This window comes from Aestuariimicrobium kwangyangense DSM 21549 (genome assembly GCF_000421525.1).
GTDB classification, from domain to species: Bacteria; Actinomycetota; Actinomycetes; order Propionibacteriales; family Propionibacteriaceae; genus Aestuariimicrobium; species Aestuariimicrobium kwangyangense.
The window spans coordinates 520329-538009 of the sequence record NZ_ATXE01000001.1 but is presented as its reverse complement, the minus strand read 5'-3'; the positions used below and the strand labels follow the sequence as shown (position 1 = coordinate 538009).

Genomic DNA, 17681 nt, shown 5'->3' with positions numbered 1-17681 from the left:
CGCTCGTCCAGCTGACCGGGGGAGGATTCAGGGTCTCGTCCGTGGGCTGGGCCGCCGACGCCCCGTAGGGTGGAGAGGCCAGAAGGAGGAACCATGGTCAACCCCAGTGACATCGGCAAGTCGATCGTGCAGGGCCCCAGGAAGGCTCCCGGAGTCGCCGGGGCCGCGCTGAGGCGGGTGCTCGATCTGGCCATCGACGGCTACACCGGGCTGCCCGGCGCCCGCGAGGTCGCGGCCGGACATCTGGCCAGGAGACAGGACCGCGACGCGGCCATCGACGCGATCGCGATGCAGCACGTCGGCCTCGCAGGAGCCCAGGGGTTCGTCACCAACCTGGGGGGCATCGCACTGCTGGCGGTGTCGATCCCGGCCAACCTCGCCGGGGTGATGGTGGTGCAGAGCCGCATGGTGGCGAGCATCGCCCACCTGCGCGGCTACGACGTGGACGACGCCCGCGTGCGATCGGCGATCATGATGTGCCTGCTGGGCCATGAGGCCGTCACCAAGCTGATGGGCAACGGCACCCTGCCGGGCAACCCCCTGACCATCGCCACAGCTCCGGTCTTTGACAAGGCGTTGGAGCAGCAGATCTCGGAGGCGGTGCTGGGCGTGTTGCTCACCGGCCTGGGTGGCAAGAAGGTGGGAGTCCTGTTCTCGAAGCGGGTGCCGCTGCTCGGCGGGTTCGTGGGTGCCGGAACCGACGGCTGGTCGACCTACCAGATCGGCCGCTACGCCTCGGAACAGTTCATCGACCGCCGACGCGGCTGAGCGGTCTGCCCCACCCGCCACCCGGCCGTCGCCGGTGGCCGAGTGGAATGATGACGCCATGCCCGAGCCCATCACCGTCGCGACCCTCGACCTCGACGCCCTGAGGCACAATGTCGCGATCGCCCGCGAGCGGGCGGCCGGGGCCGACGTACTGGTGGCGGTGAAGGCCAATGCCTACGGGCACGGTGCCCCGGTGATCGCCCGCACCCTTGAGAGCAGTGGTCTGGTGGACGCCCTCGGGGTCGCGCTGGTCGCCGAGGCCCACGAACTCCGCTCGCACGGGATCACCCTCCCGATCCTCAAGTTCAGCCACTGCCTTCCGGGGGAACTGGACGAGGCCGTTGCGGTCGGCATGTGGCTCACGGTGGTCGACGACCAGACCATCACGGAGGCGGAGGCTGCCGCCGAACGCGCCGGGGTGGAGCAGGTCGTCCACCTGAAACTCGACAGCGGCATGGGCCGCATCGGTAGCCCCCTGACCGACGCCACCCGCCTGGCGCTGGCCATCGACGCCAGCCCGCACCTGCGGCTCGAGGGGGTCTTCACCCACCTGCCCATCGCCGACCAGCCCGACGACGGGGGCTTCACCGAAGACGAGTTGGACGCCTTCGGTGCGGCGGTCGAGGCGATCGCCTCGGCCCGCGGCCCGGTGCGCCACGTGCACGCCTCCAACTCGGCGGCCACCCTGCGTCGGCACCGCGACTGGATGACCATGGTGCGGCCGGGAATCATGGTCTACGGCTACTCCCCCGACCCGATCGCGATGCCCGAGCCCGACCTTCATCCGGTCCTGGGATGGACGACCCGCCTGACCTTCCTCAAGCACGTCAGGGCCGGCACCACCATCGGCTACGGGCGCACGTGGACGGCGCCGGAGGACAGCTGGATCGGGACGATCGCCGTGGGCTACGGGGACGGGTTCTCCAGGCTCAACAGCAACCGGGGCGTCGTCTTGGTCGCAGGGCGCATGGTGCCGGTAGTCGGTCGGGTCTGCATGGACCAGACCATGATCAACTTCGGCCCCGACCGTCCCGACGTGGGGGTGGGCGAGCCGGTCGTGATCATCGGACGAAGCGGTGACCTCGTACGCACCGCCGACGAGGTCGCAGACCTGATGGGAACCATCAGCTACGAGGTGCTCTGTCTGGTGGGTGAGCGGGTTCCCCGGGTGGTGACCGCGAGTGGGCAAGAATGAAGCCATGTCGAATGACCCGAGCAAGCAGTGGAGCTCCGCCAACCCCCCGCACCAGCCGTGGGAGGACACGGGCTGGCAGCCGCCCGTGAGCCAGGGCTGGCAGGCGGGACCCTCCGACGCGAACGCCCAGCAGGGCCCGAGCGACCCATGGGCCTCGCCCCAGGGTCAAGCGACCCCCTACGCGCAGCCGGGCCCCTACTCCCAGCCCACTCCCCAGGGGCAGCCGATGCCGTACCCCCAGCCCGGACAGGGTCAGCCGATGGCCGGCCCCCAGTCCGCGGGTCAGTCCCCGCAGACCGGCCCGGGTGCCCCCTGGATGCAGACCGGCGGGTGGTCCCAGAACCAGCCCGGCCAGACGGTGCAGCAGCACACCATCGCGAAGAAGAAGCTCGACCTGGGTGGCTTCCTGCGCAGCCTGTTCGACCTGGGGATCGAGCGGACGAGCGCCCCGACCATCGTCCCGGTGCTCCAGGCGCTCTCGCTGGCCCTGGCCGGGCTGGCCTGGGTCGGTTCGTTCCTGTTCTTCTTCGTCACCGGCGCCAACTCCTACGGTGGCGCCGCCTCCGGTGCCATGACGCTGGGGTTCCTGATGCTGGTGCTCGGCTGGATCCCGGCGCTGTTCTTCGTCGGGATGGTCCGGGTCGGGCTCGAGGCCATGCTGGCACTGGTGCGGTCGTCCGAGGACGTGCGGGTGCTGCGCAAGGCCTCCGCCGGCGAGGACGACGTAACCGCGGACGAGACCCTCAACGAGAGTGGCCAGGCCCGCTAGCCCGGGCTGCCCTCAGTAGAGCAGGGCCAACTGCGGATCGTTGAGGATGCCGGCCACCTCGGCCAGGAACCGTGACCCCTGCTCGCCGTCGATCAGCTTGTGGTCGAAGGTGATCGAGACGGTGGTCACCCACCGCGGCTCGATCCGCTCGTCGGCTCCGCTGCCGACGACCCAGGGGCGGCGTTCGATCGATCCCATGCACAGGATGGCCGACTCGTCCCGATTGATGATCGGAGTGCCCGAGTCGATGCCGAAGACGCCCACATTGGTGATCGTGAAGGTGCCGCCTGAATAGTCGGCCGGTTGCAGTCGTCCTTCCTTGGCGACCTGCACGAGCGAGTTGATCGACTCACACAGTTCGAGCAGGCTCATGCGCGAGGCGCCCTTGATGTTGGGCACCATCAGTCCGCGGGGGGTGGCGGCCGCGATGCCGAGGTTGACGTCGTCGTGGAGGACGATCTCGTTCGTCTCGGCGTCGTACGACGAGTTGATGATCGGTGTGTTGGCCATCGCCAGGCACACCGCCTTGGCATAGACCAGCAGCGGCGAGACGCGCAGGTGGGCGAAGTCACGCCGCGAACGCAGCCGCTCGACCATCTGCATGGTCGCCGTCACGTCGACGGTGATCCACTCGGTCACGTGCACGTGGTTGACGATCGACTCGGCCACCGCCTCGGCCGTCACCTTGCGGACGCCCTTGAACGGCACCCGCTTCTCGCCGCCACGCAGCCGCGGGCCGCTGCCGCCATGGGTGGACGAGGTCTGGGGGTCCTGCACGTGGGGTTCGCCGGGCTCGCCGACCCAGGAATTGCGGGGACGCTGCGCCTCCTGCTGCCACAACTGCTGCAGGGCAGCCGCCGCCTCGACGTCGCCGCGGGTGATCACCCCGCCGGGTCCCGTTCCGGTCACCGTCGACAGGTCGACCCCGAGGGTCTTGGCGTACTTGCGCACCGGGGGCTTGGCCAGGATCGGCCCGTCGACGCCCACCAGCACCATGTCGGTGCCGTGGGGTGCCTCACCGGGTTCGGGCAGGGGGTCTCCGTGGGCCTCGGCGGTGATGGTGTGGGGCGGGGTGACATCGTCGGCCCGACGCGAGGGCACCGCCTGTCGGTAGGAGTCCGCCAACTGTTGCCCGGCGGAGGGTTCCTCGGCCGAGGACGCACGTCGACGGCGACGCTGCCCGGAGTCACCCTTGGGGCCGTACCCGACCAGCATCGGACCGGGAGCGGCATCGTCCTGCACGTCACCGGCGACGGAATCCTGGTCCCCCGAGTCCTGGGTCACCGCGTCCTGAGTGGTCGGACGACCCGGTGCGGCGGGCGCCGGGGCCGGGGCGTCGTCCACCCCGTCGTCGATGGTGATGATGGGGGTGCCGACCTCGACGGTCTGTCCCTCCTCGACCAGCAGGGCCGTGACGGTGCCGGCGTAGGGGCTGGGGAGTTCGACCAGCGACTTCGAGGTCTCGATCTCGAGCAGGATGTCGTTGATCTTGACCTGGTCGCCCACCTTGACGTGCCAGGTGATGATCTCGGCCTCGACCAGGCCCTCACCGGGATCGGGGAGCTTGAACTGCTTCATCGCTGACTCCTTGGTACTGCTGACTTGTCGGGTGGCGCGTCTCAGTGGCTGAGGGACTCATCGACCGCGTCGAGCAAGCGGTCGAGGTTGGGCAGGTAGTCCTCCTCGACCCGACTCATCGGGTAGGGGGTGTCGAACCCGGTCACACGCAACACCGGCGATTCCATCACGTAGAAGAGTTCCTCGTGCAGCCGGGCGACCACCTCGGCGCCGATCCCACCGCTGCGCTGGGCCTCGTGCACGACGATGGCCCGCTTGGTGCGGCGCACGGAGTCGAAGACGGTCACCCAGTCGATGGGCGACACCGACCGCAGGTCGACGACCTCGAGTTCCTGGCCCTCGTCGGCCGCGATGGCAGCCGCGTCGAGGCAGGTCTTGACCATCGGACCGTAGGTGAACAGCGTCACGGCACGTCCGGGACGAACGACCCGCGCCTGGTGCAACGGCATCGGGGTCGAGGTCTCGTCGACCTCGCCCTTCTGGTGGTAGCGACGCTTGGGTTCGAGGAAGATGACCGGGTCATTGCTGGCCACGGCCTGCTGGATCATCCAGTACCCGTCGTTGGCGTTGGCGGGGGTGACCACCTTCAGGCCCGGGGTGTGGGCGAAGTAGGCCTCAGGCGACTCGGAGTGGTGCTCGATACCGCCGATGCCGCCGCCGTAGGGGATCCGGATCACCATCGGCATCGGGTGCTGGCCGTGGGTGCGGAAGTGCATCTTGGCGACCTGGGTGACGATCTGGTCGAACGCCGGGAAGACGAACCCGTCGAACTGGATCTCGACCACCGGACGGTAACCGCGCAGAGCCAACCCCACGGCAGTACCGACGATGCCCGACTCGGCCAGCGGCGAGTCGATCACCCGGTCCTCGCCGAAGTCCTTCTGCAGCCCCTCGGTGATGCGGAACACCCCGCCGAGCTTGCCGATGTCCTCCCCGGCGAGCAGCACCTTCGGGTCGGCGTCCAGGGCGCGGCGCAGCCCTGCGTTGAGCGCCTTCGCGAGCGTCATGGTGGCGGCCATCACTTGCCTCCTTCGAAGCTCGACACCCACGCCACGTGCTCGGCCCGTTGGGCCACCAGCGGTGGGGTGATGTCGGCGTAGGTCTGGGCGAAGATCTGCTCCAGGTCGGGATTGGTGAGCCCGTGACAGGCGGCCCGCACGCTGGCACCGAACTCGTCCGCCTCCTGCTCCAGCGCGTGCAGCCAGTCGTCGTCGATCAGCCCGTTGCGGGTCAAGTGGACCCTGAGGCGCTCGATCGGGTCCTTGAGCCGCCAGTGCTCGGTCTCCTCGGCGAGGCGGTACTTCGACGGGTCGTCCGAGGTGGTGTGGGCGCCCATGCGATAGGTGAAGGCCTCGATGAAGGCCGGCCCCTGCCCCTGCCTGGCCCGCTCCATGGCCCAGGCGGTCACGGCGTTCACGGCGAGCACGTCGTTGCCGTCGACCCGGATGCCGGGGAAGCCGAAACCCTGAGCACGCTGGTAGAGGGGGATGCGGGTCTGGCGGGAGATCGGCTCCGAGATCGCCCACTGGTTGTTCTGGCAGAAGAAGACCACGGGTGAGTTGTAGCTCGCGGCGAACACGTAGGCCTCGTTGACGTCACCCTGGCTCGAGGCACCGTCGCCGTGGAACGCGAGCACGGCCCCGTTGTGGTCGGGGTCGGGGTTTCCGACCATGCCGTCGAGTTGCATGCCCATCGCGTAGCCGGTGGCGTGCAGGGTCTGCGACCCGATCACGATGCCGTACTGGAAGAAGCCGGTGCCCTTGGTGTCCCAGACACCCATCGTGGTGCCGCGCCACAACGCCAACATGTCAGCCGGGTCGACCCCGCGGTGCAGGGCGACGGCGTGCTCACGGTAGGTGGGGAAGATGTAGTCACGGTCGTTCAACGCGTGCGAGGCACCCACCTGCGCGGCCTCCTGCCCCTGCAGCGGCGGCCACAGGCCCAGCTCGCCGTGACGCTGCAGCGCCGTGCCCTCAAGGTCGTAGCGGCGAGCGATGACCATGTCCCGATACATGCGCCGCAGGTCGTCCTCGGTGCCGTGCCACGAGAAGTCGGGGTGTTCCACCCGTTCACCCTCGGGAGTGAGCAGCTGCACCATGTCACTGGGGTCTCGTTCGAGTCCTCGGGAGTGGTGATCCGCACCCAGTTGGGACATGTCCCATCCTTCCGACAAGTCAGTCACGCCGTGATCAGCTGGTTACCTACGCTAGCGTAGGTAATTGCCCGGGGAGTGTCGGGAAGTCACCAATCCAGCCGATCCTGATTGTGGTGATCCAACAATGCCTGACAGTGCGTCCCTGAGCGTGCGATTCGGCTCCGACGTGGGATGATATGCGCGTGTCCGAAGCTGTCTCCCCCATCAGAGTCGCCCTGGTCAACGACTACCCGCTGGTCGTCGAAGGGCTCCGCGCCATGCTCGCCCCCTTCCAGTCGAGGGTGAACGTCGTCGAAATGGTGATCCAGGACACGGAGGTGTCCCCCGATGTCGACGTGGCCCTCTACGACAGCTTCGGACGAGACCTGTCCGGACTGCGGACGGCGGCCGAGGTGGCCCACGACAACCGCGGGGTCCGTGCCGTCCTCTACACCTGGAAGGCCGACCCCGGCCTGGTCAGCAAGGCACTCGACTCGGGTGTGCGCGGAGTGATCTCGAAGACCATCAGTGGCGAGGCGCTGGTCGAGGCGATCGAGGCCGTGCACGCCGGCGAGACCGTCGTCAGTGACCCGGAGGTCTTCGCCCAGGGCCCCGATGACGAGTTGCCGGCCGATCCGGCTCGGTGGCCGGGCGCCGATGCGGGCCTGACCCAGCGCGAGGCCGAGATGATCGCGCTGATCACCCAGGGGCACACGAACGCCGACATCGCGCGATCGGTGTTCCTCAGCCCCAACTCGGTGAAGTCCTACATCCGCTCCGCCTACCGCAAGATCGGCGTCGTCCGCCGCTCACAGGCGGTGGCGTGGGGGATGGAGCACGGCATGGTGCCGAACCGCACCCAGCGCCACTACCGGCCCGCCGGCCCGGCCGGCGACTGATCCGGGCGCCGGCTGGGGCCACCCCGGCCTGCCACCGCACCGACACGGCCGACTAGAGTTCCGAGGGTGCACCCCTCCCCCGAAGCCGGCGACCTGTCCACCCTGAACTCGCGCCCTCGGGTGGTGATCGTCGGCGGAGGTCTGACCGGGCTGGTGGCCGCCCGCCAACTCGCCGCCACCTGTCAGGTGACCGTGCTCGAGGCCGCCGACCGGGTGGGCGGGCAGCTCGAGGCGATCGAGGCACCCCGCCGTGGTGGCGGCACCGTCAGGGTCGACGTCGGCGCCGAATCGATGCACCTGGGAGCACCACACGTGGCTGCACTCGTGCGTGAACTCGGCCTGGCCGACGAGGTCGTCGGTGCTCGTCCGGGCACCTCGGCCCTGTTGAGCCGCGGACGACTCGTCCCGCTGCCCGCCGGTGTCGGACCAGCAGGACCCACCCAGGTCTGGCCCGTGGTGAAGTCAGGCGTGATGTCGACCCGCGGTCTGCTTCGAGCCGGTCTGGAACCGATCAAGGCGCGGCGTCGCATCACCGGCAACATCTCGGTCGGCGCCTTCATCGGCCACCGCTTCGGGGTCGAGGTCGTCGAGCGCTTCGTCGAACCGCTGCTCGGCAATCTGCACTCGGGCAACGTGCACGGGCTGGGTGTCGCTGAGACGGCGCCCCAGTTGGTGCCGGTGGTGACCCAGGGACGATCGCTGCTGCTGCAGGCGCTGCGGACGTCCTGGCGGAAGCGTTCCCGGCTGCGGGGACCGCATGCGGGTGCGGCCGGCGATCGGCCCGCAGCTTCGGCGCTGCCCCTGTTCGCGTCCCTGCCGGGCGGGCTGACCACGCTGGTGGACGCGCTCGTGTCGGGGGCTGGGTTCACGGTACGGACCAACACCCCCGCCACCGCCCTCGAGCGGGACGGGGACGGTTGGCTCGTCCGCTCGGGGGACGAGGTGTTCCCCGCCGACCAAGTCGTGCTGGCCACCCCTGCTGGCGTCACCCATGACCTGACCAGGACCCTGTGCCGCGAGGTCGGGCTGGCGATGGCCTGGGTGCGACGGGCCTCCGTTGCCACCGTCGTGCTGGGCTATGACCGCGCCGACGCGGCGACCAATGACGTGTTGACGCGGTACAACGGCCTCATGCTGAGCCCCGCCCAGACGATCACGGCGAAGGCCATGACCAACCTCGGCCGCAAGTGGCCGACCCTCGACGAGGCCGAGCACCACCTGGTGAGGGTCTCGGTCGGACGATCGACCCACCAGCTCGCCACCTCACTCTCGGACGAGGAACTGGTCGCCCGGTGCACCAGCGAACTGGCCGCCCTCACAGGTCTGACGGCACATCCCTCGTTCTCGGCGGTGGCGCGCTACCCGCAGGGCATGCCTCAGCTCGGCCCCGGACACCTGGGACGCATCGCCCGGGCGCGTGCCTCGCTGGCCGACGCCGCCCCGGGCGTGCACCTGGCCGGATCGGCGGTCGACGGTCTCGGGATCGGCTCGACGGTGAAGGCCGGTCGAGCGGTCGCCGACGAGGTCCTCGAGTTTGCAAGGATGACGGCATGATCGTCTTTGACCTCGGCGGGGTGTTGGCCGAACCCGACCACAAGGAACTCGACACCGCCCAGCTGCTCGGCGTCGACGTGGAGGCGCTGATCGGCCCGTACTGGGCCCACCGGCAGGCCTACGACGAGGGCTCCGGAAACCTGGAGTACTGGACCAGGGTGGGCGCCGCCCTCGGGGTGGAGGTCTCGCCCGAGCTGGCGGACCGGCTCGGCACCGCTGACTCCGACGCGTGGGCCCGGATCCGCCCCAGTGCCCGCCAGATCCTGGCCGACCTGCACGCCGCCGGCGTGCCCACGGCGATCCTGTCGAACGCCCCCGTCGACATGTACGAGGCGATCGACCGCGCCGAGTGGCGCGACCTGGTGGGCCCGCTGTTCGTCTCCGGAGTGCTCGGGGTCGCCAAGCCCGAGCTCGAGATCTTCGCCCACGTGGCCCGCACCCTCGACCTCGACCCGGGTGACCTGTGGTTCATCGACGACAAGCTGCTCAACGTGCACGGTGCCATCGCCTCGGGTTGGCACGCCCACCACTGGACCTCGGACGATGACACCCGTGCCTGGCTCGAGGCGATCGGCGCGCTGCCCCGAGGCTGAGTGCGGTCGTCCTTTCGCCCGCGCACCCGCCGTCCGGCCCTCGGGCCCGGTGAAGCCCGCGAACTCTCACCGTTGGGACGAACTCGCGCGCGTTCTGACGCAGCAGTTTGACCAGAGGGTGAGGGTTTGCGCTGGGGCTGGCGCTTGGGCTGGTGCTCTCGGTGGAGGGACGGGCAAGGGCCGGACACCCGGATGACAGCACGTGAACAGTTCGTGAAACCTCGTCACGAGGGCTGCCCGTGCGACACCGTGGCCTGATTGGGTGGGAGCGGCCGATGTCTGGCCGCTCGGGGCGCACGGTCGCCCGTTCAGCTCACTTCCTGGAGACAACATGGTTGACAGTGCCCGCGCACGTCGGCTCGCCGTGGGAGGTCTGGCCTCGGCCATTCTGCTCTCGACGGCCAGCCTGACGGCCACCGCAGCGCCGCAGCAGCCGCAGGGGCCCCTCGCCCCGGCCGCCACCTGCACGCCCAACGACACCATCTCGGTGTTCGACTTCAACGACTTCCACGGACGCGTCAACGCGGCCGCAGCGCTGTTCACGCCCGTCGAGAAGGCGCGCGTCGCCCAGGGCAGCGACCACGTGCTGCTGCTCAGCGCCGGCGACAACATCGGTGGCTCCACCTTCGTCTCGGCCTCGCAGGACGACCAGCCCACCCTCGACGTCCTGAAGGCGGCCAAGGTCGAGGCCGCCGCCGCAGGCAACCACGAGTTCGACAAGGGTTGGTCCGACCTCCGGGACCGCGTCGTCCCCGACGTCGCGTCCGTCTTCCCCTACCTGGCCGCGAATGTGGTCGACGGCACCGGCGCCGTGCCCGCACCGCTGAAGGCATACACGACGGTCACCAAGGGTGGTCTCACCATCGGCATCGTGGGCGCGGTCACCGGCGACCTGCCATCGCTGGTCTCACCCGACGGACTGACCGGGCTGACCATCGAGGAGCCGGTGGCCGCCGCCAACAAGGTTGCCGACCAGCTCAAGGACGGCGACCCGAACAACGGCGAGGCCGACATCGTCATCATGGCCCTCCACGAGGGGGCCGCCGACGGGACCAGCACGGCGGCCGCGAATGCCGCCGCCTCCCCCAACAACTTCGGGCCGATCTACCAGGGGGTGACACCCAAGGCCGACATCGTGCTGAACGCGCACACCCACCAGACCTACCTGTGGACGACCGCCGACGGTCGTCCGCTTGCACAGGCCGGTTCGTACGGCGAGAAGTTGCTGCAGCTCGACCTCAAGGTCGACACCACCACCAACACCCTGTGCAGCAGCCTCCCGACGATGATCGACGTCACCAAGGTGACCGCCGACACCAGCCTTCCGGCGATCGCCACGATCAAGCAGATCAACGACGACGCGGCCACCAAGGCCTCCCAGATCGGCTCGGTGCAGATCGGCAACGCCTCGGCAGCGGTCACCCGTGGCTACGGTTCCGACGGCAGCGCGGGCGCCCGCAACAACGAGGGCGCCCTGAACAACCTGGTCGCCCAGATGTTCGCGGAAACCCTGGGCAAGGGCGATCCGACCTTCATCGGCATCCAGAACCCCGGGGGAACCCGCGCCGACCTCAATGCCGGCCCGATCACCTACGAGGAGGCCGCCCTCGTCCTCCCCTTCGCCAACACCCTGATGACCACCAAACTCTCCGGTGCCGAGGTCAAGAAGGTGCTCGAGGAGCAGTGGCAACGAGACGCCAATGGCAACGTGCCCAGTCGTCCGTACCTGCAGCTCGGCCTGTCGAAGAACGTCACCTACACCTACGACGAGACCCGCCCCGAGGGTGACCGCATCACCGGCATCTTCGTGAACGGATCCCCGATCAACCCGGCAGCCACCTACACGGTCGGCTCCGGATCGTTCCTGGTCGCGGGCGGCGACAACTTCCGCACCATGGCCGCCCACCCCGACACCCGCACCGACTCGGGCCGGATCGACCTCGAGGCCTGGGTGAACTGGCTCAAGTCGAAGGGCACCATCTCGCCCAGCTTCGCCAAGCAGGCCGTCTCGGTGACCGACGCCCCCACCAGCCTGACCGCTGGTACCGCCGCGACCCTGACCGTGGGTGTGCCGAAGACCGATGGTGTCGACCCCGACACGCTCGACTTCATGACCCCGGGCGCCGTCGCCAACACCACCCTGGACGTCTGGTTCGCCAAGGACGACCGGCAGGTGAAGGTCGGCACCGCCACCGTGACCGACGGCAAGGCCACCGTGTCGATCACGGTGCCCAAGAACGCCGGGTACACCTCGGGAACCGGCGAGTTGCGGCTCGTCTCGTCCGCCACGGGGACGAAGGCTCGTCTCAGCGTCGCCCTGACCGTGCCGAGCCCGGCCGGGTTCCCCGCCTCCGGTGTCTACGGCGACGTGACCGGTGACGGTCAGGCCGATCTGTGGCAGCTGCAGGCCGACGGCAGCCTCGCCCTGTGGGAGGGGTCGAGCTTCTCGTTCAGCCGTGTCGGTGACAGTGTCGGGTCGATCGCCGGTGCCACGGCCGTGGTGAAGATCGCAGACGTGAACGGTGACCGTCGTCCCGACGCCATCGTGCGTCACGCCGACAACACCATGTGGCTGCACACCGGCAACGCCAAGGGTGGGCTCGACCAGCAGGTGCAGGTCGGACGCGGCTTCGGTGCCATCTCGCAGATGTTCGCGATCCAGGGCCTGGGCGGTTCGTCCAGCCAGTACCTGGTGGGTCGTCATGTCGACGGCACGCTCTACCGCTTCCTGCTCACCGCGAAGGCGCTGACCGGCACCACCAAGATGGGTCAGAACTGGAACGGCATGGAGCACGTCTTCACCGTCGGCGACTTCAGCGGCGACGGACTGCCTGACGTGCTGGCCGTGCGCAAGGGCGACTACGCGCTGTTCCTGTACACCTCCGGCAAGACCGGGCAGCTGAGCCTGAACCGTCAGGTCGGGCAGCACTGGAACGGGTTCACCCATGCCCTGTCGGCTGGCGACGTGAACGGCGACGGTCGCCTCGACCTGCTCGGCGTCAACGGCTCCGGTGAGCTGTACAGCTACACCAACACCGGCCACACCTCCTGGGGTCCGGCCGTCAAGGTCGCGACTGGCTTCAACGCCACCGACGAACTGGCCTGATCCGAGCATCAGCACCACCGGGTCCACGACCCCCGGACGAGACCCTCGTCCGGGGGTCGTGCCGTGTCGCCCCGGAGCCCGCCGACGATAGATTGCGGCCATGAACGCGTCCATGCTCGTGGCCATGGTGCTCAGCGGGGTGCTGGCGCTCAGCGGCGTCGCCAAGCTGCGTGACCGAGGGGCGACGCTGTCGTCGATCCGGATGCTTCGCCTGCCCCGATTCCTGGCGGCCGGCTGGTTCACGACGGCTCTGCCGATCGGCGAACTGGTGCTGGCGGCGCTGGTGCTGGTCACTCCCCGCCCGCTGGCCGTGGTGCCCGCCGTTGCCGCGGCGGTGCTGTTCGTCTGCTATCTGGCCGTGATCGGCCGCGCCCTGACCTTCCCCGTGCGGCCGACCTGCGGGTGCTTCGGACGCATCGGTGACCAGCGGGTCTCGGCCAAGACCCTCGTGCGGAACCTGTTGCTGGTGGTGCTGGCCGGCTGGCTGGTGGTCGCCACGGCGCGCGGCTTCTGGGTGCCGGGTGCACTGGGTTCGTTGAATCGGGACGAGGGGTGGTGGCTGCTCGCTGCCCTCCTCGGCGCGGCAGTGCTCGTGCTGGTCGCCCTGCCTGCTCCTGGAGGTGAGGAGCGGGACGAGGACCGGGCTCGGGAGCGCGGGCGCGTGCGAGGGCGGGCAGGGGCTGACCCGTGGGACCTCCCCCCGACCGGTGGGGTGGACGAGGAACCGCTCCCCCACCTGGGCACCACGTTCCCGCCGGCGACCCTGCTGACCCACGACGGTCGTCCGCGTTCCCTGGCCGACCTGACCCGCGAATCTGCGGTGCTCCTGCTGGGCATGGACTGCACCTGCGCGTCGGTGGCCGAGGTGGCTGTGCTGTTGCCCGAGTGGCGGCAGCGGCTCGCTCCGCTGCGGATCATGGTGTTCACGCCGACCGAACCGGTGCTGCTGAGGCGTGCCTTCGACCTGCCGCCCGATGACCTGTTGCTCGACCACCAGCGCCAGTTGTGGTCGCAGTTGAACCTGGTGCGTGGACTGCCCGGGGCGGTGCTGCTCGGCACCGACGGCAGGCTGGCTGCCGGCCCGGTGAGCGGATCCCGAGAGGTGGTCGAGCTGGTCGACGGGATCGTCGACCAGCTCGACCGAACTCAGGCCAGCGACTCCACCCAGGCATGATGCAGGGCCGCGTAGCGACCGCCCGAGGTGTCGGTCAGTTGCTCGGGTGAGCCGTCCTCCAGCACCCGTCCGTGTTCGAGGACGAGCACCCGGTCGGCGATCTCCACCGTCGACAGGCGGTGGGCGATGATGATCGCGGTGCGGTCGGCGAGGATCGTCTGCAGTGCCTGCTGCACCAGCCGCTCCGAGGGGATGTCGAGCGAACTGGTCGCCTCGTCGAGGATCAGCACCGCGGGATCGGCCAGGAAGGCCCGTGCGAACGCCACCAGTTGGCGCTGGCCGGCCGACAGTCGTCCGCCTCGCTTCTCGACATCGGTGTCATAGCCCTTCGGCATGGCCGTGATGAATCCGTGCGCACCCACCGCCTTGGCGGCCTCGACCACCTGCTCGCGGGTGGCCTCGGGCCGTCCGAACCCGATGTTGTCGGCGATGGTGCCGTCGAACATGAAGTTCTCCTGGGTGACCATCGTCACCGCCCTGCGCAGGTCACGGTCTCCCAGCTCACGCAGGTCGACACCGTCGAGGCGCACCCGACCGCCGGTCGGGTCGTAGAACCGGCTGACCAGCTTCGCGATGGTCGTCTTGCCGGCGCCGGTGGTGCCGACCAGGGCGATCGTCTGGCCTGCGGGAACGTGCAGGTCGAGGTCGGGGATGACCGGCACTCCCTCGACGTAGTGGAAGGCCACGTGGTCGAGGTCGAGCTCACCCCGTGCCGCCGCCAGGGCGGTGGGACGCTGGGGTTCGCGCACCCGGGGCTGCTCGTCGAGCACCCCCGACAACTTCTCCAGCGCCGAGTTCGCCGACTGGAAGGTGTTGTAGAACTGGCTGATCTCCTGCATGGGTTCGAAGAACTGGCGCAGGTACAGCAGGAAGGCCGCCAGCACACCGACGGTCATCTCGCCGTGCATGACGAAGTAGCCACCCACCAGCAGCACCACCCCGACGGCCACGTTGCCGATCAGCCGGATGCCCGGCATGAAGATGGCGACATTGCGGAAGGCGTCGGTGTTGACCTTGCGGTAGCGGTCGCTGAGCTGGGTGAACAGTTGCTGGTTGCGGGGCTCGCGGCGGTAGGCCTGCACGGCCTTGATGCCGGTCATCGACTCGACGAACTGCACGATGGTCATCGCCGACGCCTCGCGGACGAACCGGTAGGTGCGCCGGCTGGCGACCGAGAACCAGCGCACCAGCACCGAGACGAACACCAGGCTGGTCAGGCAGATCAGGCCCAGCTTCCAGTCGAGCACCAGCAGCATGATCGAGACGCCGATCATGGTCAGCACCGCCGTGACCAGACCGTCGAAGCCGCCGGCCAGCAGTTCGGCGATGGCATCCATGTCTGAGGTCATGCGGCTCACCGCTCGACCCGAGGTGTACTTGTCGTGGAAGCCGACGTCGAGCTTCTGGAAGTGCCGGAAGACGCGGCGGCGCAGCTCGAGCAGCATGTTCTGGCCGAAGCGGCCCGACAGCCGCAGGAAGATGATGCGGCTGGCGGCCTGCAACAGTACGGCCACGCCCATGGCGACCAGCACCTCGATCAGCACGGTGGCCGATCCCTCGTGCATCAGCGGCGGCACTCCGCGGTCGATACCGCGGCTGACCAGCCACGGCGACGACAGACGGGCCACGTTCTCGACCAGCACCGCCACCACCAGCAGCGGCAGGAACTTCACATAGGGACGCATCAGGTCCCACAGCAGGGCCCTGGCCGACTCCTGGATCTTGAGGGACCGACGCCCAGGGGTGTCGCGGGGGTCGTCGGACGCCTCGTCCATCACCCCGCGCCAGTCGAAGTCGGTGTCGTGGTCGAGTTCCTGGTTGAGGTCGAGGGCCCGGTCGCGCCCGTCGGTGCGGTCGCGCCCGTCGGTCCGGCCACGACGGTCTCGCTGCTTGCGTTGTTGTTGGGTGTCAGTCATCGGACGACCTCGGGCTGGGGGTGGGCACGTTCGTATTCGTCGAGGCGGGTCTCGGTGTCGAACTCCGCCGACAGCAGTTCCCGGTACTCAGGGGTGGTGGCCAGCAGTTCGGAGTGGGTGCCGACGTGGGTGATGGTCCCGTCCTGCAGGAGCGCCACCCGATCGGCCAGCAGCACCGTCGAGGCCCGATGGGCCACCACGATTCCGGTGACACCGACCAGCACCCGCTTCAGCGCCTCCTCGACCAGCGCCTCGGTGTGGATGTCGAGAGCCGAGAGGGTGTCGTCGAGCACCAGCACCGTGGGTCGCACGAGCACCGCCCGGGCCAGGGCCAGCCGCTGTCGTTGGCCGCCGGACAGGCTCATGCCCTGCTCGCCGATGCGGGTGTCGAGCCCCCAGGGCAGGTCGTGGACGAAGCCGGCCTGGGCCACCTCGATGGCCTCGGCGATCTCGTCGTCGGTGGCCTCGGGGCGTCCGAGGGTGAGGTTCTCCCTCACCGACATCGAGAACAGGGTGGGGTCCTCGAAGGCGGTCGCGACCAGGCGGCGCAGGTTCGCCACCTTGAGGTCACGAAGGTCGTGGCCGTCGAGGGTGATCCGACCGCCGGTGACGTCGGCCAGTCGTGGGACGAGCGCCGTCAGGGTCGACTTGCCCGATCCGGTGCCGCCGACCACGGCGATGGTCTCGCCGGGGTGGATGGTCAGGTTGAGATCGTGCAACACGTCCTCGTCGGAGTCGGGGAAGCGGTAGTCGACATGTTCGAAGACGAGTGCACCGCGGGGCTCGGTCACCTCGTCCGGGCCGTCCGAGATGGTCTCGGGGGCGTCGAAGACCTCACAGATGCGGTCGGCAGCGGTCATGGCGTCCTGGGTCATCGACAGCAGGAAGCCGAGGGCTGCGATCGGCCAGATCAGCGACAGCATCAGCGTGATGAACGCGACCAGGGTGCCCAGGGTGAGGTGGCCACCGGCGGCGGCCATCGCGCCGATGCCGAGCACGATGATCAGGGTGATGGTGGGGACCACCTCGAGGAAGGTCCAGAAGCGCGAGGTGTTCTCGACCCGCCGCAGGTTGGTCTCGAGCAGGGCGCGGGCGCGCTCGTCGAAGCGGCGGTAGACGTGCGCTGTACGGCCGAAGGCCTTGATGACGCGCAGTCCCTGGATCGATTCCTCGACCGAACTGGCGACGTCACCGGTCTGGTCCTGGATGCGGCGGGACAGCTTCGTGTAGACCCGCTCGTTGACCAGGCACAGCCAGACGATCGGGATCACCGAGATCAGCACCACGGTGCCCATCGGCCAGTACATGCGCAGCAGCAGTGCGGTGACCACGGCGATCTGCACGATGTTGACGATCAGGAACGTGAACCCGAAGCTCATGAACCGGCGAACCGTCGACAGGTCGCTCATCATGCGGCTGAGCAACTGCCCCGACTGCCAGCGCGAGTGGAAGCTCATAGGAAGACGCTGCAGCTTGGCGTAGAAGTCGAGGCGTACGCCGGTCTCCATCGACAGGGTGGTGGCGCCGGTGACCCAGCGTCGTCCCAACTGCATGAGCGCCTCGATCACACCGACGAACAGCGCGATCGACCCGAGCACCCACAGACCGGTGCGGTCACCGGTGGCGATCGGACCGTCGATCATGCGGCGAGTGATCAGCGGGGTGACGACCGACAGCAGCACGGTCGCGACGGCGAGGGCGATCATCGCCCAGAAGCGGAAGGAGTAGGGGCCGATGTAGCTGCGCATGCGCCACAGGGCGGCGAGGCCCGAGACCTGCTTGGGCCACGGCTTGGCGGTCGGCGGTGCGAGGAAGGCGGGACGCGTGAGGGCGTCCGCGTAGTGACGGCGAATGTGCGGGGCAACGCTGGCCAGGGCCTCGTCGGCCTGGTGGTCGACTGATGCGCCGGGCGCGCTGGTGGGGGTGTCGGAGCGGGGTGTGGACGGTGCGTATGAACTCACAGCGGTGGCAACGTTCGTGTGTGCGTGGGGCAGG

At 69.0% G+C, this 17681-nt stretch carries 13 protein-coding genes; 8 read left to right on the top strand and 5 right to left on the bottom strand.

What is annotated here, in order from left to right; genetic code table 11:
* Positions 1 to 93: 93 nt before the first annotated feature.
* Genes H507_RS0102390 through H507_RS0102380 form a run of 3 tightly spaced genes read left to right on the top strand, consistent with a single transcriptional unit; the run spans position 94 to position 2732 of the window.
* Complete coding sequence (locus H507_RS0102390) at positions 94 to 768, top strand: EcsC family protein (RefSeq protein WP_022909132.1); 675 nt, start codon at positions 94 to 96, stop codon at positions 766 to 768.
* A 58-nt stretch (positions 769 to 826) separates the two neighbouring features.
* On the top strand, positions 827 to 1963 hold the full coding sequence (gene alr / locus H507_RS0102385) for an alanine racemase (protein ID WP_022909131.1): 1137 nt from the start codon (positions 827 to 829) through the stop codon (positions 1961 to 1963).
* A 4-nt stretch (positions 1964 to 1967) separates the two neighbouring features.
* Positions 1968 to 2732, top strand: a complete 765-nt coding sequence (locus H507_RS0102380) for a DUF4282 domain-containing protein (protein ID WP_022909130.1) — start codon at positions 1968 to 1970, stop codon at positions 2730 to 2732.
* A gap of 12 nt (positions 2733 to 2744) precedes the next feature.
* Here the strand turns inward: H507_RS0102380 and H507_RS0102375 are convergent, their stop codons facing one another.
* The 3 genes from H507_RS0102375 to pdhA are packed head-to-tail and all read right to left on the bottom strand — an operon-like array spanning position 2745 to position 6465.
* Entirely contained in the window at positions 2745 to 4310 is a 1566-nt protein-coding gene (locus H507_RS0102375; protein ID WP_022909129.1) for a dihydrolipoamide acetyltransferase family protein, read from the bottom strand.
* Positions 4311 to 4351: 41 nt separating this feature from the next.
* Entirely contained in the window at positions 4352 to 5359 is a 1008-nt protein-coding gene (locus tag H507_RS0102370) for an alpha-ketoacid dehydrogenase subunit beta (protein WP_425393300.1), read from the bottom strand.
* Positions 5329 to 6465, bottom strand: a complete 1137-nt coding sequence (gene pdhA / locus H507_RS14170; protein WP_022909127.1) for a pyruvate dehydrogenase (acetyl-transferring) E1 component subunit alpha — start codon at positions 6463 to 6465, stop codon at positions 5329 to 5331. Before pdhA ends, H507_RS0102370 begins: the two co-directional genes overlap by 31 nt.
* A gap of 182 nt (positions 6466 to 6647) precedes the next feature.
* On the opposite strand from pdhA, the gene H507_RS0102360 reads away from it, so the two are divergent.
* From H507_RS0102360 to H507_RS0102340, 5 genes are all read left to right on the top strand, one after another.
* On the top strand, positions 6648 to 7343 hold the full coding sequence (locus H507_RS0102360; protein WP_026377657.1) for a response regulator transcription factor: 696 nt from the start codon (positions 6648 to 6650) through the stop codon (positions 7341 to 7343).
* A gap of 66 nt (positions 7344 to 7409) precedes the next feature.
* Positions 7410 to 8897: a protoporphyrinogen oxidase gene (gene hemG / locus H507_RS0102355; protein WP_022909125.1), complete on the top strand. Its 1488-nt coding sequence runs from the start codon at positions 7410 to 7412 to the stop codon at positions 8895 to 8897.
* Entirely contained in the window at positions 8894 to 9490 is a 597-nt protein-coding gene (locus H507_RS14165; RefSeq protein WP_022909124.1) for an HAD family hydrolase, read from the top strand. The genes hemG and H507_RS14165 overlap by 4 nt, the downstream gene beginning before the upstream one ends.
* 331 nt (positions 9491 to 9821) lie before the next feature.
* On the top strand, positions 9822 to 12596 hold the full coding sequence (locus H507_RS14160; protein ID WP_022909123.1) for a 5'-nucleotidase C-terminal domain-containing protein: 2775 nt from the start codon (positions 9822 to 9824) through the stop codon (positions 12594 to 12596).
* Between the two features lie 100 nt (positions 12597 to 12696).
* Positions 12697 to 13770, top strand: coding sequence for a MauE/DoxX family redox-associated membrane protein (locus H507_RS0102340; RefSeq protein ID WP_026377656.1), 1074 nt, complete (start codon positions 12697 to 12699; stop codon positions 13768 to 13770).
* Here H507_RS0102340 and H507_RS0102335 read toward each other — a convergent pair.
* Together H507_RS0102335 and H507_RS14155 are read right to left on the bottom strand one after the other, a co-directional pair.
* Positions 13743 to 15686 carry an ABC transporter ATP-binding protein gene (locus tag H507_RS0102335; protein ID WP_022909121.1) on the bottom strand — a complete coding sequence of 648 codons (1944 nt, stop codon included), beginning with the start codon at positions 15684 to 15686 and terminating at the stop codon, positions 13743 to 13745. The two genes, H507_RS0102340 and H507_RS0102335, sit on opposite strands and share 28 nt — an antisense overlap.
* Complete coding sequence (locus H507_RS14155; protein ID WP_022909120.1) at positions 15683 to 17647, bottom strand: ABC transporter ATP-binding protein; 1965 nt, start codon at positions 17645 to 17647, stop codon at positions 15683 to 15685. The genes H507_RS0102335 and H507_RS14155 overlap by 4 nt, the downstream gene beginning before the upstream one ends.
* Between the last annotated feature and the right edge of the window lie 34 nt (positions 17648 to 17681).